This is a genomic window from Roseovarius sp. MBR-78 (assembly GCF_040547535.1).
Classification (GTDB): Bacteria; Pseudomonadota; Alphaproteobacteria; order Rhodobacterales; family Rhodobacteraceae; genus Roseovarius.
The window spans coordinates 158560-183631 of sequence record NZ_JBEPPX010000008.1 but is presented as its reverse complement, the minus strand read 5'-3'; the positions used below and the strand labels follow the sequence as shown (position 1 = coordinate 183631).

At 65.6% G+C, this 25072-nt stretch carries 24 protein-coding genes and 1 pseudogene; 4 read left to right on the top strand and 21 right to left on the bottom strand.

Translation table 11 applies throughout. From position 1 onward, the window contains the following. The 8 genes and pseudogenes from ABIE58_RS09050 to ABIE58_RS09015 all read right to left on the bottom strand — a co-directional run. Window positions 1–401: pseudogene (locus ABIE58_RS09050) on the bottom strand (phage major capsid protein); the annotation flags it as partial. Next, on the bottom strand, window positions 394–717 hold the full coding sequence (locus ABIE58_RS09045; RefSeq protein ID WP_354544372.1) for an HNH endonuclease: 324 nt from the start codon (window positions 715–717) through the stop codon (window positions 394–396). The pseudogene ABIE58_RS09050 and the gene ABIE58_RS09045, both read right to left, overlap by 8 nt. Beyond that, window positions 714–1061 carry a head-tail adaptor protein gene (locus ABIE58_RS09040; protein ID WP_354544371.1) on the bottom strand — a complete coding sequence of 116 codons (348 nt, stop codon included), beginning with the start codon at window positions 1059–1061 and terminating at the stop codon, window positions 714–716. Before ABIE58_RS09040 ends, ABIE58_RS09045 begins: the two co-directional genes overlap by 4 nt. Further along, complete coding sequence (locus tag ABIE58_RS09035) at window positions 1058–2569, bottom strand: terminase TerL endonuclease subunit (protein ID WP_354544370.1); 1512 nt, start codon at window positions 2567–2569, stop codon at window positions 1058–1060. Before ABIE58_RS09035 ends, ABIE58_RS09040 begins: the two co-directional genes overlap by 4 nt. A 145-nt stretch (window positions 2570–2714) precedes the next feature. Continuing rightward, window positions 2715–3263: a head-tail connector protein gene (locus ABIE58_RS09030; protein WP_354544369.1), complete on the bottom strand. Its 549-nt coding sequence runs from the start codon at window positions 3261–3263 to the stop codon at window positions 2715–2717. A 462-nt stretch (window positions 3264–3725) separates the two neighbouring features. After that, window positions 3726–4286 (bottom strand): DUF3102 domain-containing protein, encoded by a 561-nt coding sequence (locus ABIE58_RS09025; protein ID WP_354544368.1) that lies wholly within the window; start codon window positions 4284–4286, stop codon window positions 3726–3728. Beyond that, window positions 4186–5679: an alkane 1-monooxygenase gene (locus ABIE58_RS09020; RefSeq protein ID WP_354544367.1), complete on the bottom strand. Its 1494-nt coding sequence runs from the start codon at window positions 5677–5679 to the stop codon at window positions 4186–4188. The genes ABIE58_RS09025 and ABIE58_RS09020 overlap by 101 nt, the downstream gene beginning before the upstream one ends. After that, complete coding sequence (locus ABIE58_RS09015; protein ID WP_502950080.1) at window positions 5676–6137, bottom strand: cytochrome P450; 462 nt, start codon at window positions 6135–6137, stop codon at window positions 5676–5678. Before ABIE58_RS09015 ends, ABIE58_RS09020 begins: the two co-directional genes overlap by 4 nt. A 486-nt stretch (window positions 6138–6623) precedes the next feature. Here ABIE58_RS09015 and rimO point away from each other — a divergent pair, with 486 nt between their 5' ends. Both rimO and glmM read left to right on the top strand, forming a co-directional pair. Next, window positions 6624–8009: a 30S ribosomal protein S12 methylthiotransferase RimO gene (rimO, locus tag ABIE58_RS09010; protein ID WP_354544366.1), complete on the top strand. Its 1386-nt coding sequence runs from the start codon at window positions 6624–6626 to the stop codon at window positions 8007–8009. 92 nt (window positions 8010–8101) lie between these two features. Beyond that, window positions 8102–9442, top strand: coding sequence for a phosphoglucosamine mutase (gene glmM / locus ABIE58_RS09005; protein ID WP_354544365.1), 1341 nt, complete (start codon window positions 8102–8104; stop codon window positions 9440–9442). Window positions 9443–9469: 27 nt separating this feature from the next. On the opposite strand, the gene ABIE58_RS09000 is transcribed toward glmM, so the two are convergent. The 8 genes from ABIE58_RS09000 to ABIE58_RS08965 all read right to left on the bottom strand — a co-directional run bounded on the left by ABIE58_RS09000 (window position 9470) and on the right by ABIE58_RS08965 (window position 17375). Next, window positions 9470–11512 carry an ASKHA domain-containing protein gene (locus ABIE58_RS09000; protein ID WP_354544364.1) on the bottom strand — a complete coding sequence of 681 codons (2043 nt, stop codon included), beginning with the start codon at window positions 11510–11512 and terminating at the stop codon, window positions 9470–9472. A 101-nt stretch (window positions 11513–11613) separates the two neighbouring features. Then, on the bottom strand, window positions 11614–12294 hold the full coding sequence (locus ABIE58_RS08995; protein WP_354544363.1) for a hypothetical protein: 681 nt from the start codon (window positions 12292–12294) through the stop codon (window positions 11614–11616). Between the two features lie 56 nt (window positions 12295–12350). Next, window positions 12351–13511 carry a CaiB/BaiF CoA transferase family protein gene (locus ABIE58_RS08990; protein WP_354544362.1) on the bottom strand — a complete coding sequence of 387 codons (1161 nt, stop codon included), beginning with the start codon at window positions 13509–13511 and terminating at the stop codon, window positions 12351–12353. Between the two features lie 81 nt (window positions 13512–13592). Beyond that, window positions 13593–13874, bottom strand: coding sequence for a type II toxin-antitoxin system RelE/ParE family toxin (locus ABIE58_RS08985; RefSeq protein ID WP_354544361.1), 282 nt, complete (start codon window positions 13872–13874; stop codon window positions 13593–13595). Beyond that, a complete protein-coding gene (locus tag ABIE58_RS08980; protein ID WP_354544360.1) occupies window positions 13871–14155 on the bottom strand; it encodes a CopG family ribbon-helix-helix protein in 285 nt (94 codons plus the stop codon). Before ABIE58_RS08980 ends, ABIE58_RS08985 begins: the two co-directional genes overlap by 4 nt. Window positions 14156–14227: 72 nt before the next feature. After that, on the bottom strand, window positions 14228–15493 hold the full coding sequence (locus ABIE58_RS08975; protein WP_354544359.1) for an ABC transporter permease: 1266 nt from the start codon (window positions 15491–15493) through the stop codon (window positions 14228–14230). Then, the gene (locus tag ABIE58_RS08970) at window positions 15490–16299 is read right to left on the bottom strand and encodes a taurine ABC transporter ATP-binding protein (RefSeq protein WP_354544358.1); all 810 of its coding nucleotides are present in this window, start codon (window positions 16297–16299) and stop codon (window positions 15490–15492) included. Before ABIE58_RS08970 ends, ABIE58_RS08975 begins: the two co-directional genes overlap by 4 nt. Window positions 16300–16382: 83 nt before the next feature. Next, window positions 16383–17375: a taurine ABC transporter substrate-binding protein gene (locus ABIE58_RS08965; RefSeq protein WP_354544357.1), complete on the bottom strand. Its 993-nt coding sequence runs from the start codon at window positions 17373–17375 to the stop codon at window positions 16383–16385. Between the two features lie 421 nt (window positions 17376–17796). Here ABIE58_RS08965 and ABIE58_RS08960 point away from each other — a divergent pair, with 421 nt between their 5' ends. Then, window positions 17797–19194 carry an aminotransferase family protein gene (locus tag ABIE58_RS08960; RefSeq protein WP_354544356.1) on the top strand — a complete coding sequence of 466 codons (1398 nt, stop codon included), beginning with the start codon at window positions 17797–17799 and terminating at the stop codon, window positions 19192–19194. A gap of 117 nt (window positions 19195–19311) precedes the next feature. Here the strand turns inward: ABIE58_RS08960 and ABIE58_RS08955 are convergent, their stop codons facing one another. From ABIE58_RS08955 to ABIE58_RS08945, 3 genes are all read right to left on the bottom strand, one after another. Continuing rightward, on the bottom strand, window positions 19312–20490 hold the full coding sequence (locus ABIE58_RS08955; RefSeq protein ID WP_502950079.1) for a type III PLP-dependent enzyme: 1179 nt from the start codon (window positions 20488–20490) through the stop codon (window positions 19312–19314). A gap of 189 nt (window positions 20491–20679) precedes the next feature. Next, window positions 20680–21801, bottom strand: coding sequence for an NAD(P)/FAD-dependent oxidoreductase (locus ABIE58_RS08950; RefSeq protein ID WP_354544354.1), 1122 nt, complete (start codon window positions 21799–21801; stop codon window positions 20680–20682). 26 nt (window positions 21802–21827) lie between these two features. Continuing rightward, window positions 21828–22586, bottom strand: coding sequence for a DUF1013 domain-containing protein (locus ABIE58_RS08945; RefSeq protein WP_354544353.1), 759 nt, complete (start codon window positions 22584–22586; stop codon window positions 21828–21830). 133 nt (window positions 22587–22719) lie between these two features. Here ABIE58_RS08945 and ABIE58_RS08940 point away from each other — a divergent pair, with 133 nt between their 5' ends. Continuing rightward, entirely contained in the window at window positions 22720–23349 is a 630-nt protein-coding gene (locus tag ABIE58_RS08940; RefSeq protein ID WP_354544352.1) for a ribonuclease T2 family protein, read from the top strand. A gap of 61 nt (window positions 23350–23410) precedes the next feature. Here ABIE58_RS08940 and ABIE58_RS08935 read toward each other — a convergent pair whose 3' ends face one another. Together ABIE58_RS08935 and ABIE58_RS08930 are read right to left on the bottom strand one after the other, a co-directional pair. After that, window positions 23411–23974, bottom strand: coding sequence for a hypothetical protein (locus ABIE58_RS08935; protein ID WP_354544351.1), 564 nt, complete (start codon window positions 23972–23974; stop codon window positions 23411–23413). Further along, window positions 23956–25071 carry an exo-alpha-sialidase gene (locus ABIE58_RS08930; protein WP_354544350.1) on the bottom strand — a complete coding sequence of 372 codons (1116 nt, stop codon included), beginning with the start codon at window positions 25069–25071 and terminating at the stop codon, window positions 23956–23958. Before ABIE58_RS08930 ends, ABIE58_RS08935 begins: the two co-directional genes overlap by 19 nt. Window position 25072: the final 1 nt, after the last annotated feature.

Genomic DNA, 25072 nt, shown 5'->3' with positions numbered 1-25072 from the left:
CCGGCCACCGTCTCGCCCGCGCGTTGCTCCAGCGCCTGCCAAGGAACCGGGATGCCACGGAACCCGCCAGCCGAACGCAGCTCTTGCACGATCTCTGCCGTCTGGCCCTCGATCTGCTTTCCCTCGTCCAGATAGAGCGCAACTTGGCGCATCTCGAATCCGGCCATCATCTCGGACCACTCGCGGCTGGAACGGGTTTCCAACTCGCCCTTGGCCTCTTGGCGCTGCTCATCCTCATTGATCAGGGCCGCGCGAAACTTGCGCTCATTGTCCTGATATTCCTGATCCATGGCGTCCATCTTGCCACGGGTTTCTTGGTCAAGGGTTTCAGCCCCTGCCAGCTCGGCCAGCGCCTGCCGGATTTCCGACTGCCGACGCTGGATCTTCACTGAATCAAGCATTGATTTCTCCTTTTCGCTCGATCGGTTTCGTGGCCAGCTCGGCCACCGCTTCGCGCCACGCTTGGCGCTTCGGATCAGGGACGCGCCCCAATTCCTTGTTGGTTTCCTTGGTGTGGCAGGGACCGCACAGGGTGAGACAATTCGACGGGGTAAACGCCAGCTCGGGGTGATCGGCCACGCGCTTGACATGGTGAACCTCCAGCCGACGCCGCGCGCCACAGTGCTGGCATTGCCAGTTGTCACGCTCCAGCACCGCGTGCCGCACCGCCTGCCATTCCCTGCGCACAAGCGCCCATCTGCCCGGTCGCTTGGTCATAGCAATGGCCCCTCGACGGTGATCTCCAGCAACTGCCGCCGCTGGCCTGCCATCGGCTCCTTTATGCCGACGATGCCCCAGAGCTGGCCCTCGTGCTCGATCCGGTCATCTGCCGTGATGCCCCGCGTGAACTCGGAACTGCGCACCTGAAACCGGATCAGGGACCGCTCACGAAACACGCCCGCTTCCATGGTCTCACGGTCGCGCACATCCTGCCGCAGCGCCGGGATCACATCGCCGTAATCTGACCAGCTCCAGACGAACCCGCCGAACCCGTCAGGGGTTTTCGTCGCCCGCTGAAATTGTATCTGCCGGTCCAGCGCCGAACCGATAGCCCGTGTCATGCCCATGCCATCCTCGCTTGTCTGGTGGGGCGCGACATGATCCGCTGCCCCTCGGCCACGGCCAGAACGGTGGCCGATGCCGCGTCAATCCGGCCCTTGCTCCGGGCCTTCGCAATCTTGATGTTGTTGGCCGGGTCTCTGAGACAGACCGCATCCGCGAACGCAGAACGCAGCAACAGCGACGGGGCCGTCCTGACCTTGCCGTCATAGGCCGCGCGCCGGAATCGCTCCGCATCCTCGCCGCCATCCTTGAAACCCATGCCGCGCCAGACCAGAGGGGCATGGATACCGGCCTTCTCGATAGCCTCGGCAAGCTCGGCCTGTTTGTATCGGTCCATGATCAGGGCCGCGACGTGCTCGCCCTCGACGTGGCGCATCACCTCGCCCAGCCATGCCGCAACCGGCACTGTCTTTTCGCCAAGGGTGGAAAGCTCGCCGCGCTCGCTCATCTCGACATACCGGCCCGACACGCCATCCGACGCGCCACGATCTGCCAGCGACGGGGTGCTGGGGAAGGTGCCCAGACATTCCAAGCGCCCGCTGGTCGGCCAGTAGAAGCTCGCCGCGCTCATGCTGGCACTGCCGCCCAGGTCGATGCCGATCACGCATTGCCCCTCGCGCGGGGGTGGCTCCGACGCCTCGCAATTCAACCACTCGTCAACCGTCAGCAACAGGTCGCGGGTTTCGCCGCTCACACGCTCGTTTCGGTTATACAGGCGAAAGCTCGTCAGGGTCGAACCGCCCCGCGCTATGGCCCGCCGCGCCTGACCTTGCAGCCATTCCAGCGATGAACCGATGCCCGCCACCGCGCCGGGGTTGGCCTGTTTCAGGCTTTCCAGATCATCCGCAGGCAAGCCGGGGGGTGGCCTATGCTCTTGCCGGTAAACGCCCTCTTGTTCCTCGTCCAACCAAACCGAAAACGGGTGGCTATCATCCGGGGCCGATGTGCTGATAATCAGGCACCGGCCACCGCGCTTGCCCAAGCCCGACAGCAAAGCGTGCTCCAGATCGTCGCCCCGATCCGCTGGCCAGTGCCCGCGCTCGTCCATCAAGACCAGTGTGGGGGCAGTGCCCAGAGCGTTGCGCCCCTCTGCCGCAATGGCGCGCAGGAAATGACTGCCGCGCTCGTCCTCGAACTCAATCTCCAGACGCGGGGAACGCCGGAACGTCAACCGCTCCTGAATATCCTCGGGCAAGCCCATGGCGAACTGCGCCGCAAAGTCCCACGCAATCCGCGCCTGATCTCGCGTCCGCGCCGCAATGAGAACCTCACGCGACGGCTGATCGTCCCATTCCCCCAGCAATGACCCAAGCGCCAGACCAGCCGACAGGGCCGACTTGCCCGCGCCACGCCCGACAGACAGAACGCCGGTGTTGACGCTCTTGTCCAGAGCGCCCCGAACGAACCGCTTTTGAAAGGGTGCCAGTTTCAACTTGCGCCCCGCCTTTGGGCCTTGCGGAACCTCCAGCGTCTCCAGAAACCGAATTGCGAGGGTGCTATCCTTCATGGCGTCACCTGCCCGCACAGCGCGAAAAGGAAAGTATCACCACCGGTTTCAGTCTGAGGCGAAAGTCTCGGCATTGGGACCAGACGCGCACACAGCGCCCCAGAGCGGGCCACGCAGTGCCGTTGATGTGTGGCCGCGCGCTGCATCAAGCCGCCATCCTCACGCGCCTGTATCGCGCGCATATCCTTGCGGTGGACGGGGCCAAGCCGGGGGAGTTGTCCATGTCACCGCGCTTGTCATAGAGCCTGATTGCCTGATCAAGGATTGCCAGAGACAGGTCGCGGGGCAGTGCCGTTTCATCTGCGCCATAGCCTGCCGTGTAGGTGACGCGGATAGGGCCGACAGGTTCGGTCTCAAAGGTGATGGTGGGGAAGCGCCCGTGTTGCAGCGTCCAGCCCGTGGTGATCGCGGTGGCGCTGCCGTCCAGCTCGATCTGCTCGACGGTGGGAACCTCGCCCGCGTCCACCGGGCCAATGGGCAGGGACAGGACAGCACCGGGCCAGCTGGTGGACAGTGCCACGATCTCTTGCGCCAGCAGGGCCAGCGCCGCGTGCTGCTCGATCTCGTCAGCCGCCGCGCTTGCGTAGCGCATGGCGTTGCTCGCCTCGGCCAGCTCGACGCGCAAGTGATCGGCCAAGTCCAGCGCGTCAACCGGACTGCCCGTTGCAATGTGGTTTCGCTCGATCAGCTTCATGTGTTTAATCTAAACTAAACGGTTTAGTTTGGCAATGACGAAACGACCTGCACCCGCTCCTTCCCCCCGCATAGCGAACAAGCCCTTGCGGCCTGTCTTGGGGAAAGGCCCTGCGCTGCCTCGATCCGTATCCACGCGATGCCCTGTATCGGGGGCCAGCCTGCCTTCCCCTGAGCTTTTCACTCAGCCCGCCCTTTGCAGCTCTGCGCCGGTGCGGTCCCGGGTCATGCGCCTTCTTCCTGAGCGCGTGCCACGTGGGTTATAGTGTCGCGTTTCTGAGCGGGCCTAGCAGGAGCCGTTGCCGCTCGGGGTGGGTTAAAAGTCCCCGGATCGTCATAAGCCCGTTGATGTCGCTCAACGGTCAAAGGCTAGGGCAGGTCGGTGGGATATGCCCGGTCTGGCCGGTCTGCTCCGGTGGGTTGACGCTCCAGCACCACGCCCATGATGCTGGGGCGCGGTGGGTCAGTCCGCCAAGTTGGCGGTGCGGCTCTTGTTCTCATCGACCATGGCGAACCACACCAGCGGGTTGATGACAGTCCGGGCCAAGCGCAGATCGCATGTTGAGACTTGCCAGTCCGACGCGGGGCCAAGCCCATGCGTCTCCAGCCAAGCCGCAACGGTATCAACGGGCTGGTGTCCGGGCACGTCTGTCCATGGGATCATGGGGCGCTTGGTGCGGATGCTCTGGTCCCCGATGCACGCGGCAATTACCACATGGTCGGGGTTGCCCTCATCGCGCCAGACGAACGCGAAATTACAGCTTTCACCCTCGCCCACCTCCACGTGCAATGCCTCATCGGGACCGGGCATTTGCCATTGTTTGAGGAAAGCCAGCGCAGCCGTAACGCCGCCCAAATCGGACACCAGTGTCCGATTTAGCCCGGATCGCCAGACGCGAATATACCGGCGCGCGGTTCGCTCGTTAATGCCAGCCTCGGCCAGCCAGCCAGCCCAGCCGCCGTGCCTGACAAGCTCCTTTGCTTCGGATAGCGCCGCACCGGCCTGCAATGCCTTCTCGGCCATGGCGTTGGCGTGCTGGCCGATCTCGCGGTGAAGCCCCGCCACCTCTTTGGCCAAGGTGGGCAGGCGGTTGTCGCCCGCGCCGCTCATGCCATGCCCCCGGCATGTCTAAAAAGGTTCGCCAAACTGGAATTTTTGCCAATGTTTTCAATGGCAGGGAATAGACGTGTCGCCAGCGCAAACGATTGATTCCGCTGGATATGCTCAATCCCTCCGGGCCTACCAAACACAAGGATTTATCCGTGATTGGCGACACGGTTGCGCGTATGACCGCCCCCTCGGGCACCGGCAGCGTGCCGGCCTTGTAGGCCGCCCAATCGGTGATATCGGGATAATGGCGCTTGCGCCAGGCGCGCACCTTCGGGTTCATCAGCCGCCGCCAGAAGGGCGGGATCATCGCCAGCGCCGTCATCGGCGGATAGCCGGTGGGCAATTGCGGCACCTGCGCGGCATCGTAGAATTGCAACAGCGGAAAGCGCCGCATCGGGTGCAGATGGTGATCGGCATGGCGTTGCAGGTTGATGAGCAGAAGATTCGAGACACGATGCGTCGAATCCCACGAATGTTGCGGGCCGACCGGCTCGTATCGGCCACCCCCCAGGTGCCGCCGGGTCAGGCCGTAATGCTCGACATAATTGGTCAGTTCCAGTTGCCACACCGCCACCAGCGCCTGAAAGGCAAAGAGCCCGACCCCGGCCCAGCCCCCGAGCGCATAGGCCAGCCCTAACGCCGCCCCCTGCAAGGCGGCATAGCGCCAGAACGGGTTGCGCCGGTCCCAGGCGCTGCGTCCGGCGCGGCGCAGCAAGGCCCGCTCCGCGCGCAGGGCAGAGCGGGGGCCCTGCACCAGAACCCTCGGGAAAAACCGCAAGAACCCCTCGTTATAGCGCGCGGTGACGGTATCGCGCGGGGTGCCGACATGGGGGTGATGCACAAGCAGGTGCTCGGTGCGGAAATGCGAATAAAGCACCATCGCCAGGAGCAGATCGCCCAGCCACCTCTCGGCGCGGTTCGCCTTGTGAAACAATTCATGCGCATAGACGATCCCGACCGTGCCGGTGGTCACGCCGATGCCGAACGTCACCGCCAGCTTCTCAAGGACCAGCGCGGCAGAGACCTGCGTGAGATACCAGATCGTCATGAATACCAGCACCGCCTCGATGGGGAACCATATCCATGTCAGCAGGCGAAACCAGAACAGATCCGCATCCGGGGTGTCGGGGTCGGGATTGCTCAGGTCGCGCCCGAAAACGAGATCGAGCAGCGGCATCACCCCCCATCCCCAGAGCGGGATCAGCGCGATCCACCACCCGCCATTGAGCACCGCCAGAACGACCAGCGGCACGAAACTCAGCGTGATCCAGTAGGGCCAGGCGGCGGGGGCTTTGGGGTGGGTCATGATACCTCCTTGTCGCGCGGGGTGAGGCATAGCCAGATGCCCTCCTTGCCGCGCACCGTTAGTTGCGCCACCGGCACCGGCCTGCGGTCGGGGGCGGGGGGCAGGCGATAGTTGCGCAGGATCATGGCCAGGATCAGCGGTGCCTCGATCATGGCAAAGGCCGATCCGGGGCACACGCGCTGACCGGCGGAAAATGGGACATACGCCTTGCGCGCCGCCTCGCGCAGATAGATCGGCACCGGCGGATAAAGCCGCATCGCCTCGCGAAAGATGGCGCGCGCCTGTCGCAGCCTTGAGCCGGTCGAGAAATAGATCTTCTCGGGGTCGATCACGGCCCGCGCCTCGGCGGCGGCGCGGTCCTGCCACTCGGGATAGAGCGCCACAAGATAGAGCGTCCAGGCCAGCGCCGCTGCCCGCTGGCGAATGCCGGGGCGCTGATGCGGCGCTGATGCGCCCATTGCGCGCCGTTGGTGATAAAGATCGCATGGCCCAAGAGCGGGGCTATCCCGTCGGCAAGGCGGGCGGATTTCGGGAAATCCTCTGGCCGCCGGTTCAGGACCATGTCCAAAAGCTCGGGATCGTTGCACAGGAAAGAGGTGAAAAACGGCGTCCGAAACTCGGCCATCCATGCGCGGCAGAGCCTCGCGGGCTGTGCCGACAGGATATCTTCGCGGAATCGCATGAAATAGGACAGCAGCGACACCCGGTCCGGTCGCGGGACGGGTTTCGGCGGCAATGGGCGCAGATGCGGGCAGGTCGGTTGTGGCGCGGCATTTGCGGCGGTCGGTCCTCCGTGGCAGCGCATGAGGAATATCTCTTGTGGAGCGGGGCCACTATGCACGGCCCCGCGCCCGTCGGCTTGATCGAGATCAAGTCGCCGCGCCTCCATCGCGGTCCTGCGCAATTCTCTTTCCCCTGCCCCGTGCAGGCGGTATGAGGCGGAAATGTCGCAGAACCCGCCCAACCTCCGCCCCGATCTCGCGCCGCGCGCGCGCCTGACCGACACGCCCCGCAGCGGCCAGCCGACCATCGGCATGGTCTCGTTGGGCTGCCCCAAGGCGCTGGTGGATAGCGAGCGCATCCTCACCCGGCTCCGGGCCGAGGGCTATGGCATCTCGCCCGATTATTCCGGCGCGGATGCGGTCATCGTCAACACCTGCGGGTTCCTCGACAGCGCCAAGGCCGAAAGCCTCGAGGCCATCGGCGAGGCGCTCGCGGAAAATGGCCGGGTGATCGTCACCGGCTGTCTGGGGGCCGAGCCGGACTATATCACCGGCACACATCCCCGCGTGCTCGCCGTCACCGGCCCACACCAGTATGAGCAGGTGCTTGACGCGGTGCACGCCGCCGTGCCGCCCTCGCCCGATCCGTTCGTTGATCTACTGCCTGCCTCGGGCGTGCGCCTTACCCCGCGCCATTACAGCTATCTCAAGATTTCCGAGGGCTGCAATCACAAGTGCAAATTCTGCATCATCCCCGATATGCGCGGGAAACTTGTCAGCCGCCCCGCCCATGCGGTGATCCGCGAGGCCGAACGGCTGGTGGAAAGCGGCGTGAAGGAATTGCTGGTGATCTCTCAGGACACCTCCGCCTATGGCGTTGACATCAAACATGCCGAGGCGAATGGCCACCGCGCCCATATCACGGATCTGGCGCGCGATCTGGGGTCGCTCGGCGCGTGGGTGCGGCTGCATTACGTCTACCCTTACCCGCATGTGCGCGACCTCATCCCGCTCATGGCCGAGGGGCTGGTGCTGCCCTATCTCGACATCCCGTTCCAGCACGCCCACCCCGACACGCTCAAACGCATGGCCCGTCCCGCGGCTGCGGCGCGCACGCTTGACGAGATCGCGGCGTGGCGCGGCATCTGCCCCAATATCACGCTGCGCTCCACCTTCATCGTCGGCTTCCCCGGCGAGACCGAGGCAGAATTCGAGACGCTGCTCGATTGGCTCGATGAGGCGCAACTCGACCGGGTCGGCTGTTTCAAATATGAAAACGTCGCCGGGGCCCGCTCCAACGCCCTGCCGGACCACCTGCCGGAAGAGATCAAGCAGGAGCGGTGGGAACGGTTCATGGTTAAGGCGCAGGCGATTTCCGAGGCGAAGCTTGCCGCCAAGATCGGGCGCACCCTTGAGGTGATCGTGGACGAGATCGACGACGAGGGCATCGCCACCTGCCGCACCTGGGCCGACGCGCCCGAGATCGACGGCAACCTTTTCATCGACGAGGATACCGGCGCGCTCTCAGTGGGTGATATCGTCACCGTCGAGGTGGACGAGGCGGGCGACTATGACCTCTGGGGCCAGATCGCGCCGCCCGCGCGCTGACTGCGCGGCATGACAGGCTTGCACAGGCGCGCGCCCGCGCGGTATGAGATGCGCCGAGAGCATTAAAGCCAGTCATTTTCAGGAGGTCAGACATGGCCAAGCGACTTTTCGGCACCGACGGTGTGCGCGGGCGGGCCAACACATGGCCGATGACCGCCGATATGGCGCTGCGCCTTGGCGCAGCGGCGGGGCGCTATTTTCGCACCGACAAGAAAGAGCACCGCGTCGTGATCGGCAAGGATACGCGCCGCTCGGGCTACATGCTCGAATACGCGCTCACCGCCGGGTTCACCTCGACCGGCATGGATGTGTTCCTGCTCGGACCGGTGCCGACGCCCGCCATCGGCTATCTCACCCATAGCTTGCGCGCCGATGTCGGCGTGATGATCTCGGCCAGCCATAACCCCGCCGAAGACAACGGCATCAAGCTCTTTGGCCCCGACGGGTTCAAGCTCAGCGATGAGGCAGAGGCGAGCATCGAGCGGTTGCTGAATGACGGCGTCACCCCGTCGGCCCCGGAAAATATCGGCCGTGCCCGCCGCGTGGACGACGCCCGTGGGCGCTATGTCGAATATGCCAAGACCACCTTTCCCGACCGCCGCCGCCTTGGCGGGTTGCGTATCGTCGTTGATTGCGCCAACGGGGCCGCCTATCGCACCGCCCCCGAGGTGCTTTGGGAATTGGGGGCCGAGGTGATCGCGCTTGGCGTGCAACCCGATGGCTATAATATCAACCTCGATTGCGGCTCCACCCGCCCCGAGACCGCCGCGCGCAAGGTGCTGGAGACGCGTGCCGATCTCGGCATCTGCCTTGATGGCGATGCCGACCGTGTGGTGCTCATCGACGAACAGGGCCGCGTCGCCGATGGCGATCAGTTCATGGCGCTCATCGCCACGCGCTGGGCGCGCGAGGGACGGCTGGCGGGCGATACGCTGGTGGCCACGGTGATGTCGAATCTCGGGCTGGAGCGGCATCTGGCAGAACAGGGCATCGCGCTCAAGCGCACGCCGGTGGGCGACCGCCATGTCGTCGAGGCGATGCGCGCGGGCGGGCACAATCTTGGCGGCGAGCAATCCGGCCATATCGTCATGACCGACTATGCCACCACCGGCGACGGGCTCATCGGCGCGTTGCAATTCCTCGCCGCCATGGTCGAGACCGGGCAAAAGGCCAGCACACTGGCGCAGGTGTTCGAGCCGGTGCCGCAGCGCCTTGTCAACGTGCGCTTTGCCGAGGGCAAGACGCCGCTCAAGACCGATCTGGTGCAGGCCGCAATGGCCGAGGCCACCCGCGACCTGGGTAGCGACGGGCGGCTCTTGATCCGCGAATCGGGCACCGAGCCGCTCATCCGCGTGATGGCCGAGGCGGTCGATCCCGGTATGCTCGACCGGGTGATGACGCGGCTCGTGGATGCCGTGCAAGAGGCAAGCTGAGCGGCCTTTCCGTGCGTTGCAGGCCCGTCACCGGCGGCGTCTGCGGCGTCCACCCTCCGCGCCCCCATCGCCGCCGGTGTTGAAGCCGACCAAGGGCAAGGTGACGATCTTGCGCAACTCGGGGAACGGGTCGGTCTTGTGCGGAATCGCGTTGGCGGCGACGAAATGCTCCTGGAATTTCGGCTCGATGGCGGTTTCCACCTTGGTGATCTCGCCCACCACGCGCTCGATCTCGCGCCGCGCCGCGACATTGCAAAGCGCGATGCGCGCGCCCGTGCCAGCGGCATTGCCCGCCGATGTCACTTTGTCGAGCGGCACATCGGGGATCATGCCCAGCACCATCGCGTGCAAGGCCGAGATATGCGCGCCGAACGCCCCGGCCAGCACCACGCGGTCAACGCGGTCCACGCCGCGCTCGTCCATCAGCAGGCGCGCGCCCGCGTAAAGCGCGGATTTCGCAAGCTGAATGGCACGGATATCGCCTTGCGTGACGGTGATGCGCGGCCCGCCCTCGGCGCTGCCATCGTGGATCAGATAGGCGTGGGTGCGCCCCTCGGGGATCATGCGCGCCGTGCCGGTGGCCTCGGCCGAGCCGAGCAGCCCGCTTTCGTCCAGCAGTCCGGCAAGACGCAATTCCGCCACCGCCTCGATGATGCCAGAGCCGCAAATGCCGGTGATGCCGCCCACGCCCACCTCGTCGAAAAACCCCGCCTCATCCGACCACTTGTCGCAGCCGATCACGCGGAAACGCGGCTCCTTGGTCACCGGATCAATGCGAATCGCCTCGATGGCACCGGGTGCTGCGCGTTGCCCCGACGAGATTTGCGCGCCTTCAAAGGCTGGGCCAGTCGGCGAGGAACAGGCCAGAACGCGGGATTTGTCGCCAAGCAGGATTTCCGCGTTGGTGCCCACATCGACGATCAGCGCCAGATCCTCGGATTTCCCCGGCTCTTCGCTGAGCGCGACGGCGGCGCAATCCGCCCCCACATGGCCCGCGATGCAGGGCAGGATATAGACCTGCGCGCGCGGGTTGAGGGTGTTCAGGTCCAGCTCTTTCGCGCCTAGCGACAGGCTCTGCGAGGTGGCCAGCGCAAAGGGGGCCTGCCCCAGTTCCACCGGGTCGATGCCCAGCAAAAGATGGTGCATCACCGGGTTGCAGACAAACACCGTCTCGACGATGAGCGACGGCTCGATCCCCGCCTCGCGCGCAATCTCGCCTGCCAGCGTGTCGATGGCCTCGCGCACCGCCGCCGTCATCTCCTTGTCGCCGCCGGGGTTCATCATGGCATAGCTCACCCGGCTCATCAGGTCTTCGCCAAAGCGGATTTGCGGGTTCATGATGCCCGCGCTGGCCGTGACCTCGCCGGTCACCAGATCGGTCAGATGCGCGGCGATGGTGGTGGAGCCAAGGTCGATGGCGAGGCCGTAAAGCCCGCTCTCGTGCAGCCCCGGCCAGATCTCCAGCACCTGCGCCGCGTCCCCCGCATGGCCGCGATGCAGCGCCACGGTAACCTGGAATTTTCCCTTGCGCAGCACGGGTTGCAGTTTTGAGAGCAGGGACAGATCGGCGCGGATGCCCTCGATCCCCCATTCACGGCTCAAAGCGCGCGCCAGCCGCTCGAAATCGCCCGAGGGCTCGTGCATGTCGGCCTCGTCCACCTCGACGAAATAGAGCTTGGTGGCCGGGTCCATCTCGATCACCCGCGCCGAGGCGGCCTTGCGCACGACCTGCTTGTGAACCTGTGACTCGGGTGGCACGTCGATCACCACATCGCGCATCACCTTCGCCTGACAGCCCAGACGGCGGCCCGGTTTCAGCCCGCGTTTCTCGTCATAGCGCGCCTCGACGCTGTTCCATTCCGATAGGGCATCGGCCTGCACCGTCACGCCATGCTTGGAAAACTCGCCATAGCCCGGCGTGATCTGGCATTTGGAGCAGATGCCGCGCCCGCCGCAGACCGAATCAAGATCGACGCCTAATTGCCGCGCGGCGGTCAGAACCGGCGTGCCGATGGCAAAGCGGCCACGCTTGCCCGAGGGGGTAAAGACAACGAGGGGATCGGTGGTCATGGGGGCGGTTTCCTTGCTGCGCTTTGGCGGAACATAAGCCATAGGCGCGCGCCCGACAGCCCGCAAGCGTCAGAAATCCGCCCGGGCGCGGCATGGAAGGATCAACCCCAGGGAAGTTGCAGCCCGAAAAGCCAGATCGCCAGCGGCACAGGGGCCGTCGCCAGCGCGATGGTCAGCATCGTCAGCGGGGTTCGGAACATCCCCGATAGCCCCGAGACGAACGCGATGCCGCCCCCGCCGCCGATGACCGAATTGCCGGGAATATTGATGAGAACGGCAAGGTTGACGTAGCGGTATTTCACGATCCAGCCGCAATATTTCTTGGGCAGAAGGGTCTGAACAAAGGCCACGCGCCCCTTGGGCGGCAGTGCCTCGAAGCGCGCCACAAGCTGCGCCGCACCGGTCAGGTGCAGGTCGGTAAGCACCCTGCGCAGCCAGCCAAGCGGCACGGTGCAGCCCACCACATAGGCCAGTGTCAGCCCCGTCGTCGTGGCAAGCCAGACCAGCGGCGCGATATCCGCCCCGCCTGCCGCTAGCACCGAAAGCCCGATCTCGACCCCCGGCACAAAGGGAATGGCGATGAGCACGGCATAGATCACCAGCACCAGCGCCAATAGGCCCGGCATGGCCCAGCCGTAATCGTTGCGGGTGATCCACGCCTCGGCCCATGTGAACAGGAAATGCAGCGCCACCGCGAGCGCCGCGATAAGCGCGAGCCGCCAAAGCGTGCGCAACACCCCAAGTTTGAGCGGCGGAGGCGCGGGTAGGCTCGGTGGTGACATGGCTGTTTCATCCATGTCCCGAGTCTAGGCCCGACCCGGCCCCTGCACAATGCGCGTCACACGTCGTTCACATCCTTTTGCAACCAGTTAACAATCGCCTGACGATCGCCATCGAGCGCGGGCGCGGGGGCGCGCGTTGCCGGATCGGCCATCCCGCTCAGCTTGATCGGATTGCCCGCCGCCACAAAGGCGGGCTGACCGTCTGGCCCCAGCACGTCCACAACCATGTTGCGCGCAAGGATCTGGCGGTCGTGCAGCGCCTCGGCCACGGTTTGAATGGGGCCGGTGGGCACGCCTGCGGCCTCCAGCCGCTCGATCCAGTGCGATTTGGGTCGGTCAAGCGTGATCGCCTCGATCAGCCGCTTGAGGGTGCGCGCATTCTCGCAGCGCGCCGGATTGGTGGCAAAGCGCGGGTCGCGGGCAATCGGCAGGCCCAGCACATCGCAAAGCCGCGCGAAAAGCGCATCATTGCCCGCCGCGATGACAAACAGGCCGTCGGCGGCATGAAATGTTTCAAACGGGGTGATCGAGGGGTGCCGCGCGCCCGAGGGGCCGGGGGCCACCCCCGTGGTAGTGGTGATCGCCACCGCATGTTCGAGAATCGCCAACTGGCTGTCGAGCATGGCCACATCCACCTTGCGCCCCAGCCCCGTCTTGTCGCGATCCAGAAGCGCCGCCAGCACGCCTTGCACCAGATACATCCCCGCGACGATATCGCCGATCGAGGCGCCCACGCGCACCGGCTCGCGGTCTTTCTCGCCGGTGATCGACATGACGCCGCCGCGCGCCTGCACCACCATGTCATAGGCCGGACGCTCTGCATCCGGGCCGGTATGGCCAAAGCCGCTGACCGCGCCATAAATGAGGCGCGGGTGGCGGGCATGGAGCGCCTCCCACCCATAGCCCAGCTTTTCCATCACACCGGGGCGGTAATTCTCCAGCACGATATCGGCGCGCGCCAGCAGCGCGTCGAATATCTCGCGGTCGGCCTCGGCCTTGAGGTCAAGCGCGATGGACTGCTTGCCGTGGTTGATTGCGACGAAATAGGCGCTTGCCCCATCCTTGAAGGGTGGAAAGGTCCGGGTATCGTCACCGGTGCCGGGGCGCTCCACCTTGATCACTCGCGCACCCAGATCACCGAGCGTGAGCGAGGCAAACGGCCCGGCGAGAACATGGGTGAGATCAAGAACGGTCACGCCGTCAAGCGGTGCAGTCATGGGGCGATCCTTCGAGCCTGTTGTCCGGGGTAATCCTTACCGGTTGCGCATCACAGGTCTCTGACACGGATCAAACCGCGATCAGATGCCGCCCCCCTGCCGCGTGTCCCAAAGGCGCAGCACCTCGATCTGCTCTGGTGTCACACGATAGATGAGGAGGAAAGGCGTGCGCGGGATCGACAATTCACGCACCTCCACGATGGCCTCGTTCGGTTGGCCGCAATAGGGATTGGCAGACAGCGTTCGGACCGTTGCATTGACATGCGCGCGCGCTTTTGCCCCTCCCTCGGGAAAAACCGAGCGATAGTAATGGCGAAACCATTGCAGATCGCGGGCGCTCTGCCGGGTAAAGACAATCCTCATCGCGGCGCGGGGGTGATATCCGGCGCAGGCGGCGGTGTCTCGGTATCGGTGTCCCAGCTATCCATCCAGTCGGCCATGGCCTCTTGGGAGATGAACCATCCTTCATCGGTCTCGGCCAACGCGGCTTCAATCGCCGCCCGTTTCGCCTGCCGTCCTTCGACCATCGCGCGGATGGCCCGCACCGCAAGCTGCGCTGGCGGGCGCTGATCCAGTGCCGCTTCGTGCTCAAGCGCGCTTTTGAGCGCGTCATCGAGGCGGATGGTGTAGGGAACGGATGACATCGGCGCCGACCTCTCGTGTATGGCAAGAGCATACAGGAGATACACGCCGTATTCAACCGAACACCACGCGCCTCACGCCCGCCCCTTCCACGGCACCAGCCAATTCTCGGCCTTGCGCATCGCGATGTCGATGCCATAGCCGATGATCCCGATCAGGATGATCCCCATCAGCACGATATCGGTGAGCTGAAACCGCGAGGCCACCATGATCATCATGCCCGCGCCCTTCTCGGCGGCGACCAGTTCGGCGGCCACCACCGTGCCCCAGCACACCCCCATGGCGACGCGCGCGCCGGTGAATATCTCGGGCAGGGAATTGGGCACGATGACATGGCGCAAAAGCTGCCATTTCGACGCGCCCAGCGAATAGGCGGCATGGACCTTGGATATCGCCACCCCCGACACGCCCGCGCGCGCCGAGATGGTCATGATCCAGAGCGCGGCGAGAAACAGCAGGATGATCTTGCCCGATTCGCCGATCCCCGCCCAGATGATGACCAGTGGGATAAGCGCGAGCGGTGGCACCGGCCGCATGAATTCCACGATCGGATCGAACCAGCCGCGGAACCAGTCGCTGAGGCCCATCGCATAGCCCAGCGGAATGCCCACGGCGGCCCCAAGCGCAAAGCCCACGATGACGCGGTAGAGCGACCAGTAAAGATGCTCCCACAGGGTGAAATTCTGATAGCCCTCGCTTGCGATCTCGCCCAGGCGTGTGACCACGGCCTCGGGCGGGGGCAGCCATATCGGCTCCATCTGCATCCCCTTGGCGGGGGTGAAGTTGAGCGCGCCCTTGTCGGTGACCACGACCTTTCCCGCCGCCACAGAGACGGTGCCGCCCGCGCTCACCGGGGTGCCGTCGATTGCCACGACGCGCGCGCCCTCCTTGCGGCTCACCTCGTCGTTCTTGTCCATCAGGATCAGGTCCGACCGCCACGCGCCGACCGCCGAAGCGTCATTTTTGGCCATGCCGTCGCCCGGCGCGATGTCGGGGCGCTGCACCTCTTCGCCGACATTGAACACGCGCACGAACACGGTGGCATCGTCGCGCGCGCCGTCGGGGGCCTCGAGCGTATAGGTGAACTCGGCATCGCCCACGAACGGGCCGGGGGCGTGAACGGGCACCCATTTCGATCCGGTGAACGCCCCCCAGAGCAGGAAAATTGTCAGCACCGAGATGACAGAGGCCCAGCGATCCGGGCGCACCGCGCTTTCATCGCCGAAGGTGACGGTCTTGAGCGAGGTCAAATCCTGCATTTGCCGGACCTTGCGCACCCCGAACCGGACCACGAAAAACGCCGCCGCGAAAATCGCGATATAAATGAGGAGGATGGTCATGCGCCCGCCTCCTCTGTGCGGCCCATGATTTCCTCTTCCATGTCCCAGATCATCGACAGGATTTCCTCGCGCTTTTCCCCGAATTCGGGGTTTTTCTTGACCTCGCGCAGGTCGCGGCCCACGCCGTCATCGGCAAAGGGTAGGCGGTATTCCTTGTGAATGCGGCCCGGTCGTGGGGCCATGACCAGCAGGCGCTCGCCCAGCAAAAGCGCCTCCTCGACCGAATGGGTGATGAGGATGATGGTCTTGCCGGTCTCCTTCCAGAGCCGCAGCACCAGCCCTTGCATCTTTTCGCGCGTCAGCGCGTCGAGCGCGCCAAGCGGCTCGTCCATCAGGATCACGTCGGGGTCATTCGCAAGACACCGCGCCAGCGCCACGCGCTGCTGCATCCCGCCGGACAGCTCATACACCGCCTTTTGCTTGAAATCCTGAAGGCCCACCACGTCGAGCAGATGATCGACGGTGCCGGCCCAGTCCTTTTCCCGCTTGCCCGCCATGCGCGGCCCGAAACTCACGTTGTCGCGCACGCTCATCCATTCAAACAGCGCGCCTTGCTGAAACACCATGCCCCGCTCGGCACCGGGACCGGTCACCCTGTGCCCGTTGAGGGTGATCTGCCCTTCGGTCGGCGCGAGAAAGCCCGCGAGGATGTTGAGAAGCGTGGTCTTGCCGCAGCCCGACGGCCCAAGCACGCTCATCAATTCGCCGGTTTGCAGATCAAGCGAGACATCCTGCAACGCCTGCACATGATCGCCATTTGGCAGGTCAAACCGCATGGATATGTTTTCAATCGACAGTGTCGACATGCCGCCCCCTCTGTATTGCGATGCATCGCGGACGCAGGCGGCCTGCCCGGTCACGCCGGACAGGCCCTTGCGCGCTTAGGGGATCACATCCCCTTGCTGGCCGCCAGCGGGCCGATATTGACGTGGCTTTCATAGGTGGCGAGCGCCGAGTCGATGCTGCCTGCCTCGACAAATACCTCGGCCACGCCTTTCATGAAGTCCTGCGCGCCGCCGCCGAGCCATTTGGCGTTGAGCTGATCCTCGACGGTGGGGAAAACGAAGGTGTCGATGGTCGCCGCCGTTGCTTCGACATCCATGCCGCTATCCTTGGCGATCACCGGCAGCATCTTGTCGCGGTTGGCCGGGTCGGCCCACATCGCGTTGGCCTCTGCCGTCACCTTGAGGAAGGTGGCCACCACATCGGGGTTCTCGGCCACATAGGCCGAGGGGCCGGAGGTCACGTCAAAGACCAGAATCCCAAGCTCTTCCTTCTCCGCCCCCGTGAGCAGCACGTTGCCGTGCTCCTTGGCGCGGCGCAGCGAGCCGCCCCAGCCGCAGAACATGTCAACCGCGCCCTGCGCGATCGCCGCCGCGCCCTCGGGCGGGGCCATATTGACCACATCCATCGTCGCGATATCGACGCCGAAATGGTTCATCTGCTTGAGAAAGCCGTAATGCGCGGCGGTGCCCAGCGGCACGGCGACCTTCTTGCCCGCCAATTCGCCCGCGTTGGTCTTGTCGATCTCAAGCGCCTCGGCAACGACGCAGTTATCGTTGTCCGAATAGCTCACCGCCACGTCGAGCACGTGAAGATCCTGCCCCGCACTCGCGGCCACCACGAAGGGCGGCACGCCCTGGCTCACCGACAGGTGAATATCTCCCGAGGCCATGGCCGCGCTCATGGCGGTGCCGGTATCGAACGCGCGCCAGTTCACCTTCATGCCGAGCGCTTCTTCATACATGCCGGTTTCCTTGGCATATTGGAACGGCATCGGCCATTCGAGGAAATAGGCCACGTTGAGTTCCTGTGCCCCTGCCGCGCCGCCAAGCAGCGCCGCGCCGAACGTGGCCGAAACCAGTTTTGCCTTGAGTGTCATCTTGTCGGTCTCCCGTTGGTCAAATGAGGCGGGGGTGCCCCGCTTTCGTGCCAGATGCGCGGCGGCCTTTGCCGCTCTTCTCGGGCGTTAACCGGCCCTGTCACCGCACCGCGTGGCAAAGTGAACCCGATTGCCGTTGGCCGATCAACGCCTGAATCCAGAGCGTAGTGAGATTTCAGTATTTTGGAAAAGAGGGTTTCGATCAGGTGCAAAGACAGCGGTCCGGTTTCATGCGCCGCTGTTTTCAGAGACTTTTCAACCTTCTGAGCGTGCCGCGCGAATGTCACGCGACAGGCTGGCCTTAGAGAATGGCGGTGTTTGGCCCTATTGATCCGCCTGCATTTGCGGCGAGATCGGGTTTATGATCTGTTTGCTTGAAACCGCACGCGCGGGTCGGGCCTATGCGCAATGGAGCCTTCTCATGGACGGAAAAATTCTCGACAATGACATCTCTCGCGTGGTCGAGGCCGACCGCGCCCATGTCTGGCACCACCTGATCCAGCACGCCCCCTGGACCGGGACCGACCCCAAGGCCGATCCGCGCATCATCGTCGAAGGGCGCGGGATGCGCGTTTGGGACCAGAAGGGCCGCGAGCATATCGACGGCGTCTCGGGCGGGGTCTGGACGGTCAACGTGGGCTATGGGCGCGAGCGGATCGCCAACGCGGTGCGCGACCAACTCATTCAACTTCCCTATTTCGCGGGCTCCGCAGGCTCCATTCCCGGTGCGATGTTCTCCGAGAAACTGATCTCGAAAATGCCGGGGATGAGCCGGGTTTACTACACCAATTCCGGCTCGGAGGCGAACGAGAAGGCGTTCAAGATGGTCCGCCAGATAGCGCACAAGCGGTATGGCGGCAAGAAACACAAGATTCTCTACCGCGACCGCGACTATCACGGCACGACGCTGGCCTGTCTCTCGGCGGGCGGGCAGGACGAGCGCAATGCACAATACGGCCCCTTCGCACCCGGCTTCGTGCGGGTGCCGCATTGCCTTGAATACCGCGCGCAATGGGATCTGGAGGGCGAAGCTTACGGCGTCGCCGCCGCCAATGCCATCGAAGAGGTGATCCTGCGCGAGGGCCCCGATACCGTGGGCGCGCTGTGTCTGGAGCCGGTGACAGCGGGCGGTGGCGTCATTGTCCCGCCCGAAGGCTACTGGCCGCGCGTGCAGGAGATTTGCCGCAAATACGACATCCTTCTGCATATCGACGAGGTGGTGTGTGGCGTCGGCCGCACCGGCACCTGGTTCGGATATCAGCATTACGGGGTGGAGCCCGATTTCGTGACCATGGCCAAGGGCGTGGCGAGCGGTTACGCCGCCATCGCCTGTTGCGTGACCAATGAGCGCGTGTTTGATCTCTTCCGCGACAATGCCGCCGATCCGATGAATTATTTCCGCGATATCTCCACCTTCGGCGGCTGCACGGCGGGGCCTGCGGCCGCGCTGGAAAATATGGCGATCATCGAGGAGGAGGGGCTGCTGGAGAACACCAATGCGATGGGCGCGTATATGCTCGACCAGTTACGCGCGCTTCAGGACCGTCACGCCGTGATCGGCGATGTGCGCGGCAAGGGGCTGTTTCTGGGGGCCGAACTGGTGGCAGACCGCACCACCAAGGAACCGGCACCGGAAAAGATGGTTCAGGCCGTGGTCGCCGATTGCATGGCCAATGGCGTCATCATCGGGGCCACCAACCGCTCGCTTCCGGGTTTCAACAACACGCTGTGCTACTCGCCTGCGCTGATTGCCACGCGCGACGATATCGACCAACTTGTTTCGGCCACCGACGCGGCGCTGACGCGGGTTTTCGGGTGAAACATGAAACCGCCCCGAAACCCGTGTTTCGGGGCGGTCTGGAAAGAGAAATGTCGGAATTTTGAAATTTTCCGAACCGGAAACTTTTCGAGTTTCCGTTAGTGAGCGCGGTCCCGCTCAGATCACCAGCACATCCAGCGGCGGAAAGCCGTTGAAGCCCACCGAGGAATAGCTCGACGTGTAGGCGCCGCAGCTTCGGATGATGATCCGGTCGCCCGCGCGCAGGCCCACCGGCAGCGCCACCGGGCGCTTTTCATAAAGCACATCGGCGCTGTCGCAGGACGGCCCGGCAAGGATGCACGGCCCCGTCGCCTCATGCTCGCGCTCGGTCAGGAATTGATAGCGGATCGCCTCGCCCTCGGTCTCGGCCAGCCCCGAAAAGCGGCCGATATCGAGATAGACCCAGCGGCACAGGTCATCCTCGGACTTGCGGCTGACCAGCAGCACCTCGGCGGCGATCATGCCGGCCTCGGCCACCATGCCGCGCCCCGGCTCGGCCATAATGCGGGTAGCGCCGGGAAAGCGCGGCTCGACCATCGCCATGATCTCGCGGGCATAGCTCTCGGGGGCGGCGATCTCGTCACCGTAAAAGGCCGGGAAGCCACCGCCGATATTGATGAGCGAGAGCGCGTGACCGGCGGCGCGCGCCTCGGCCCAGACCTCGGCCACACGGTCCAGCGTCTCGCGCCACATCGCGGCGCGGCGCGTCTGGGAGCCTACGTGGAACGACAGGCCCACCGGCACCAGACCCAGCGAGACGGCCTGATCCATCAGCGCCACGGCGCGCTCGGGCGCGCAGCCAAACTTGCGGCTGAGCGGCCAGTCGGCCCCCGTGGCCCCCACCAGCAGGCGGATATAGACCTGCGCGCCGGGCGCGTTGAGGGCGATCTTTTCCAGCTCCATCTCGCTGTCAGAAGCGAAAAGCGTGATCCCGGCGGCATGGGCGAAGGCGATGTCGCTGGCGCGTTTCACCGTGTTGCCGAACGAGATATGCGCGGGTTTCGCCCCAAGCCCGAGGCAAAGCTCGATCTCGCCGCGCGAGGCGGCATCGAACCGGCTGCCCTCGGCGATCAGAACCTCGATCACCTCGCGCGCCGGGTTGGCCTTGACGGCATAGTGGATATCGGCGCGGCCAAGGCCGGATTTCAGCGCGCGGTAATTCTGCGCCACGATATCACGCGACACCACCAGCGTCGGGCGGTCGAACGCATTGGCGCGGATGAAATCAACGAGGGGGGAAGGTGCGAAAACGGCATCGCCGCCCGCGACGGGGGTTACGTAGGCGTTCATGGTCATCTCCGATCAAGACCCGGGCTTTCACCCGACCAGTTCCAAAAGGAGACGTTACCGTCGCTACGTAAACACGGGTGGATGTCCCACCGGCCAGAGGCGCGTGCGTTGGCGTCTATGGAATCGCACTTAGGGCCATGTCCTGAGTCACGCAAGACATATTTGCCTGCGCGGGAAAAAATCCGCGCGGCGTGGTCAGCCCGCCGTGGCCCAATCGGGCAGCGCATGGCCAAGGATGACCTCTGCCCCCAGCCGCCCCAACTCGTCCGAGCATTTCGCGCCCCGCCCACAGCCCGCCGTGGCCACGGCAACCCGCTCCGATATCGGGGCGATGCGCGCGCGATCCTCGGGGGTAAAGCTGGTGACGCAGGCGGCGTGATGCGTGGCCTCGATCCGCAGCCCCGGCATGAACGCGCGCATCTGCGCGTCAAGCTCGCGCGCCACCGTCGGGTTGCCACCCGAGCGGAACCAGTCGTTGATCTCGGCAGGGGAGGAGAGCGGCACATCCACGCTATCGCCACCCAGCTTGAGATACCAGCGCCCATCGGGATAGCGGATCGGCGGTAACAGGTAGGGGCCGTCGCCATGCGCGTGCAGATAGATGAGCGGCGGCAGCGCGGTCAGGCGCGCGGCCTGCGTTTCGCTTACCTCGAAAAACGCCACCGTCCGCGCCATCACCGAGAGCGGCACCGCCCCGCCCGTGAGCGCGCCGGTATAGGCCCCGGCGGCCACCAGCACGCGCGCGGCCTCGGTCTCGCCACCCTCATGGCGGATGGTCACGCCATCCGCGCGCTCGTCAATGGCCAGCACGCGTGCGGCGATCACCCGCGCCCCTGCACGCTCTGCCGCGCGTGTCTGCGCCGCGACCAGGCGGCGGGGGCTGATATGCCCGGCGCGGCGTGGCTCGTGCCAGGCCTCGGTGCCGGGCGGCAGATGGAAGTCGGGAAAGCATGCGGCCAGCCCGGTATCGTCCAGGCGCGCGCACTCCACCCCGTCGCGCGCCGCCACCTCGCCGATGCGCGCCATCGCGGGGCTGCCTGTCGGCCCGGCCATGAGCACGCCGCGCTCGGTGTAGAAGGCGATGCCGCTCTCGGCCTCGATGCCGGCATAGCGCGCGATCGAGGCGCGGCTGACCCGGCTCCAGAACGGCGCGGGGTCAAGGCTGCGGGTGATGCGGCCTTCGTCGTAGTGGCTGCCGAAAACGCCCCGGTGATCGGCCATCTGCCGCGGCTCGTCGGGGCCGATAAGCACAACGTCCTGCCCGCCGCGCGCCAGATGCCGCGCGGCGGCTGCGCCGATCAGGCCGCGACCGATCACGGCAAGGGGCAGGGCGGGCGCGGGTTTCAGCGGCTGTCGTCCTCGTCCTCGTCGTCCCCGCCATCGGCGGGCAGGTTGAACAGGCTGTCGGCATCGAGACCGGCCCCGCGCCGGTCGTCCTCGTCGGGCCCATCCGACAGGGTAAACGTCTCCAGCCCCTCGATGGCGGTCGGGATGCGCGGCTCGGCATCGCCGCTCAGGCTCTGCTCGGTGCTCAAGAGCTTGCGCCGCTCGTCATCGCTCATCGCCGTGCCCTCGGCGGCCTTCTTGGCGGCGGCCTTCTGTACGGCGGCGTCAAGCTCGGTCTGCTTGCACAGGCCAAGAGCCACCGGGTCGACCGGCTCCATGTTGGAGATGTTCCAATGCGTGCGCTCGCGGATCGAGGTGATCGTGGGCTTCGTGGTGCCCACCAGCCTGGCGATCTGGCTGTCGGCCAGCTCGGGGTGGAACTTGACCAGCCACAGGATCGCGTTGGGCCGGTCCTGACGCTTTGACAGCGGCGTGTAACGCGGCCCGCGCCGCTTTTCCTCGCCCTGCGCGGCGGCGTTGAACTTGAGCCGCAGCCGGTGCGCGGGGTTTTTTTCCGCAAGCGCGATCTCTTCGGCGGTCAACTGGTTGTTGGTGACCGGGTCAAACCCCTTGACGCCGGCGGCCACGTCGCCATCGGCGATGCCCTGCACCTCCAATTCATGCAGCCCGCAGAAATCGGCGATCTGCTTGAAGCTGATCGTCGTGTTGTCCACAAGCCAGACGGCGGTGGCCTTGGTCATGATCGGCATGGACATGATGCCAGTCTCCTTCACTCACGTCTTTCCTGATGCCCGGCGAGGGCGGTCCCGGTGCGACCGGGACGAGTTTCCATTGTCGGGAAATTCCCGAGCGGTATAGTCAAGCCGGGCTGAAAAGGAAAGACCAAGAATGCGCGTCTTGATATCTCTGGCAGTGGCGCTTTTGCTGGCGGCACATCCCGCGCGGGCCGAGCGTGCGGGCGCGTTCGACTATTACGTGCTGGCGCTGAGTTGGTCGCCGACATGGTGCGCGCTCGAAGGCCGCGCGCGCGGGGCCGCGCAATGCGACCGGGCGCATGGCTGGGTGCTGCACGGGCTCTGGCCGCAAAACACGCGCGGCTGGCCGTCCTATTGCCAGACCGCGCAGCGCCCGCCCTCGCGTGCCATGACCGCGGGCATGGCCGATATCATGGGCGCGCCCGGCCTGGCCTGGCACCAGTGGAAAAAGCACGGAACCTGCTCCGGCCTGTCGGCGGCGGATTATTTCGCGCTGTCGCGCCGCGCCTATGCGCGCGTGAACCGCCCGGCGGTGTTTCGCAAGCTCGACCAGCCGGTGAAACTGCCCGCGCGCGTTGTCGAGGAGGCGTTTCTCAAGGCCAATCCGGGGTGGGGGCGCGACATGCTCACCATCACCTGCCGCGCGGGCCGGATCGAGGAGGCGCGGCTCTGCCTGTCGAAATCGCTCGATCCGGTGCCTTGCGGGCGCGATGTGAGCCGCGATTGCACGCTGGGCGATGCGCTGTTCGACCCGGTCAGGTAATCGCCGGTCCCAAGGGGTTTCTTCTTGGCAAAAATACCCAGATCGCGCGGGTTGCTGCCGCTCACACCGCCCGCGCGATGAGCGCGACCACCACCACCGGCACCAGCAGCGCGTGCAGCACATGATCGAACCAGTTGCTGCTGCCAAGGCCCGCGACCCACAGCGCCTGTCCGGCGACGGCGACGAGCGGCAGGAATACCGCCCCCGACCAAGCCCCGTAGCCACAGACCGCCAACACCATTGCCGCCACCGGCACGGGGGCATAGCCCAGCCGGTAGAGATCGACCGGCACCAACCCCATCGCCGAGGCGAGAAATATCCCGTAGGCCGCGAGGAATATCAGCAACTCCGCCGTGGCAAACGGCACCACCGGCAGCCCCCAGGCCGCCGCCACGTGGCGCAGCGCCAGCGCGGGCAGCATCACGCCCAGTGGTGACAGGAGCGCCATCGCCCCCGCCACCACGACGTTGCCCCGCCATGCCGGCACCAGCGCCGCCACCGCCACGCCTGCCGCGCTCGCCCCCGGAGGCCCGGCCCAGAGACCGGCCAGCGCGAACCCGGCCCAGCCCAGCACCACCGCCAGCCCGGCCCATTCCAGCGCGCCCCTCATCGTGCCGCCAGCCATGAGGCACCCATGATATGCGCCGCGATCCCGCGCTTGCCGCCGGTGGAATGCACCAGCACGATCACGTCGCCCACCCGGCGCAGCATCGGATAGCGCAACGCGCCCGGCCCGCTGAGCCGATGAACCTCGCGCCAGCTTGCGCCCTCATCCCCGGATATCGACAGGATCAGCGCCTCGGGGGCGGTGGCATCGTCATTGGCGGCCATCAGGATGCGCCCGTCGCCCAGTGCCAGCGCCGCCACCGGCGCGCTCGGGTTGGGGCGGCTCGTGGGTTCGGGGGCGCTCCAGCTTTGCCCGCCATCCGCGCTGCGGCAAAGCCAGAGCGTGCCGCTGCGGTCGAAATCGCGCAGGAAGGCCAGCGCGCGCTGCGCATCAAGCGGCACGATCATCGGCTGAATCACCTTGGCGTGGCGGCTGCGCATCCAGCGCCGGTCGCGCACGCGGCCGCTCGCGTCAAAGCGCACCAGCGCGCCGAAGGTCGGCCCCATCTCGAAATAGGCGGGCAGGGCGTGGCTGCCATCGGCATAGGCCAGCATTGGCGATTTCATGAGGAAAGAGCGCCCGAGGATTGGTGACAGGTCAAGCTTGCGGGCCGTCACCGGCCCGGTGCGCGACAGGGTGACATCGGCAATCACCGCCATCGCCCAGCCGCCCACCGAGACCACCGTCGCGAAAAGCCGCCCCGGTGCGGCCTCATGCGCGACGGTATTGCCCAGCGTCACGACAAGTTGCCGCGGCTCCAGTGCGCGGCCAAGCGCCGTGCGGGTCAGCCGGGGGGCGGAGTCCGAGACCTGCCAACCATCCGCGTGCCGTATCAGATCGACACCCCGAATATCGACATCGGGCTGCGCCTCGGCAGAGCCCTCGAACCAGAGCACCGACATGCCGCCCTCACGCGGCAGGATTGCGGGGGCGTGGGCCTGTCCCGTCGAGGGGCGATAATCGAGCACGGTCTCGAACCGCCCGTCGCCAGTTGCAGGCAGTGGGGCAGGCAGGGCAAATAGCCAGCAGAGCGGGGGATCGCGCCGGATCGTCACCGCGCTGAGGACAAGGCTCAGCGCGGCGAGCGTGAAGATCGTCAGCGAAACTGCGTCCAAG

What these genes read in the sequence shown, in the direction of transcription:
- ABIE58_RS09045 (WP_354544372.1), bottom strand. Translation starts at nt 717, where the DNA reads ATGACCAAGCGACCGGGCAGATGGGCGCTTGTGCGCAGGGAATGGCAG.
- ABIE58_RS09040 (WP_354544371.1), bottom strand. Translation starts at nt 1,061, where the DNA reads ATGACACGGGCTATCGGTTCGGCGCTGGACCGGCAGATACAATTTCAG.
- ABIE58_RS09035 (WP_354544370.1), bottom strand. Translation starts at nt 2,569, where the DNA reads ATGAAGGATAGCACCCTCGCAATTCGGTTTCTGGAGACGCTGGAGGTT.
- ABIE58_RS09030 (WP_354544369.1), bottom strand. Translation starts at nt 3,263, where the DNA reads ATGAAGCTGATCGAGCGAAACCACATTGCAACGGGCAGTCCGGTTGAC.
- ABIE58_RS09025 (WP_354544368.1), bottom strand. Translation starts at nt 4,286, where the DNA reads ATGGCCGAGAAGGCATTGCAGGCCGGTGCGGCGCTATCCGAAGCAAAG.
- ABIE58_RS09020 (WP_354544367.1), bottom strand. Translation starts at nt 5,679, where the DNA reads ATGACCCACCCCAAAGCCCCCGCCGCCTGGCCCTACTGGATCACGCTG.
- ABIE58_RS09015 (WP_502950080.1), bottom strand. Translation starts at nt 6,137, where the DNA reads ATGGGCGCATCAGCGCCGCATCAGCGCCCCGGCATTCGCCAGCGGGCA.
- rimO (WP_354544366.1), top strand. Translation starts at nt 6,624, where the DNA reads ATGTCGCAGAACCCGCCCAACCTCCGCCCCGATCTCGCGCCGCGCGCG.
- glmM (WP_354544365.1), top strand. Translation starts at nt 8,102, where the DNA reads ATGGCCAAGCGACTTTTCGGCACCGACGGTGTGCGCGGGCGGGCCAAC.
- ABIE58_RS09000 (WP_354544364.1), bottom strand. Translation starts at nt 11,512, where the DNA reads ATGACCACCGATCCCCTCGTTGTCTTTACCCCCTCGGGCAAGCGTGGC.
- ABIE58_RS08995 (WP_354544363.1), bottom strand. Translation starts at nt 12,294, where the DNA reads ATGTCACCACCGAGCCTACCCGCGCCTCCGCCGCTCAAACTTGGGGTG.
- ABIE58_RS08990 (WP_354544362.1), bottom strand. Translation starts at nt 13,511, where the DNA reads ATGACTGCACCGCTTGACGGCGTGACCGTTCTTGATCTCACCCATGTT.
- ABIE58_RS08985 (WP_354544361.1), bottom strand. Translation starts at nt 13,874, where the DNA reads ATGAGGATTGTCTTTACCCGGCAGAGCGCCCGCGATCTGCAATGGTTT.
- ABIE58_RS08980 (WP_354544360.1), bottom strand. Translation starts at nt 14,155, where the DNA reads ATGTCATCCGTTCCCTACACCATCCGCCTCGATGACGCGCTCAAAAGC.
- ABIE58_RS08975 (WP_354544359.1), bottom strand. Translation starts at nt 15,493, where the DNA reads ATGACCATCCTCCTCATTTATATCGCGATTTTCGCGGCGGCGTTTTTC.
- ABIE58_RS08970 (WP_354544358.1), bottom strand. Translation starts at nt 16,299, where the DNA reads ATGTCGACACTGTCGATTGAAAACATATCCATGCGGTTTGACCTGCCA.
- ABIE58_RS08965 (WP_354544357.1), bottom strand. Translation starts at nt 17,375, where the DNA reads ATGACACTCAAGGCAAAACTGGTTTCGGCCACGTTCGGCGCGGCGCTG.
- ABIE58_RS08960 (WP_354544356.1), top strand. Translation starts at nt 17,797, where the DNA reads ATGGACGGAAAAATTCTCGACAATGACATCTCTCGCGTGGTCGAGGCC.
- ABIE58_RS08955 (WP_502950079.1), bottom strand. Translation starts at nt 20,490, where the DNA reads ATGACCATGAACGCCTACGTAACCCCCGTCGCGGGCGGCGATGCCGTT.
- ABIE58_RS08945 (WP_354544353.1), bottom strand. Translation starts at nt 22,586, where the DNA reads ATGTCCATGCCGATCATGACCAAGGCCACCGCCGTCTGGCTTGTGGAC.
- ABIE58_RS08940 (WP_354544352.1), top strand. Translation starts at nt 22,720, where the DNA reads ATGCGCGTCTTGATATCTCTGGCAGTGGCGCTTTTGCTGGCGGCACAT.
- ABIE58_RS08935 (WP_354544351.1), bottom strand. Translation starts at nt 23,974, where the DNA reads ATGGCTGGCGGCACGATGAGGGGCGCGCTGGAATGGGCCGGGCTGGCG.